Raw genomic sequence first — 515 nt, 5'->3', positions numbered from 1 at the left:
CTGCCGCTGCTCTGGTACCCCTCGGTGGCCATGATCTGGTAGTCGTGGCTGCCGAGGTTCAGGCCGAGGCTGGCCCAGGCGTTGAAGTGGTTGGCGGTGGTGATGGTGCCGCTGTTGCGGTGCGACTGCCGGACGCTCCAGTACTGGTAGAACGTCGCGGTGCCGTCGATGGAGGGCTGGTTGACCCGCTGGGTGCGGTAGATGTCGTAGGTGCTGCCGTCGGTGGTGACGGAACCCAGCCGGGTGGCGCCGGTGCTCGGGTTGTAGCTGCCGAAGTTCTCGACGATGTAGTACTCGATCAGCGGGTTGCGGGTCCAGCCGTAGAGGGCCAGGTAGCCGTTGCCGTTCGGGCTGAAGTTGCCCGAGTAGTTCACGGTGTGGTTGGACCCGGGCTTCCAGCCCTTGCCGACCACCATGTTGTTCATGTTGCTCCACTGGACGCTGTAGCTGCCGCCGGCGCCCAGCGTCATGGTGACGTTGCCGTTGTCCTTCCAGTACGAGTAGAAGTACCCGTT

1 protein-coding gene is annotated in these 515 nt (G+C 64.1%); it reads right to left on the bottom strand.

Features of this window, described 5'->3' with window-relative positions; translation table 11 throughout:
• A partial coding sequence (locus EFE23_RS27900; RefSeq protein WP_163599791.1) for a glycoside hydrolase family 11 protein occupies window positions 1-515 on the bottom strand: 515 nt, incomplete at both ends.

The organism is Micromonospora solifontis, assembly GCF_003725545.1.
GTDB classification, from domain to species: Bacteria; Actinomycetota; Actinomycetes; order Mycobacteriales; family Micromonosporaceae; genus Micromonospora; species Micromonospora solifontis.
The sequence above is the reverse complement of the archived record's forward strand: the minus strand, read 5'-3'. Positions and strand labels throughout refer to the sequence as shown.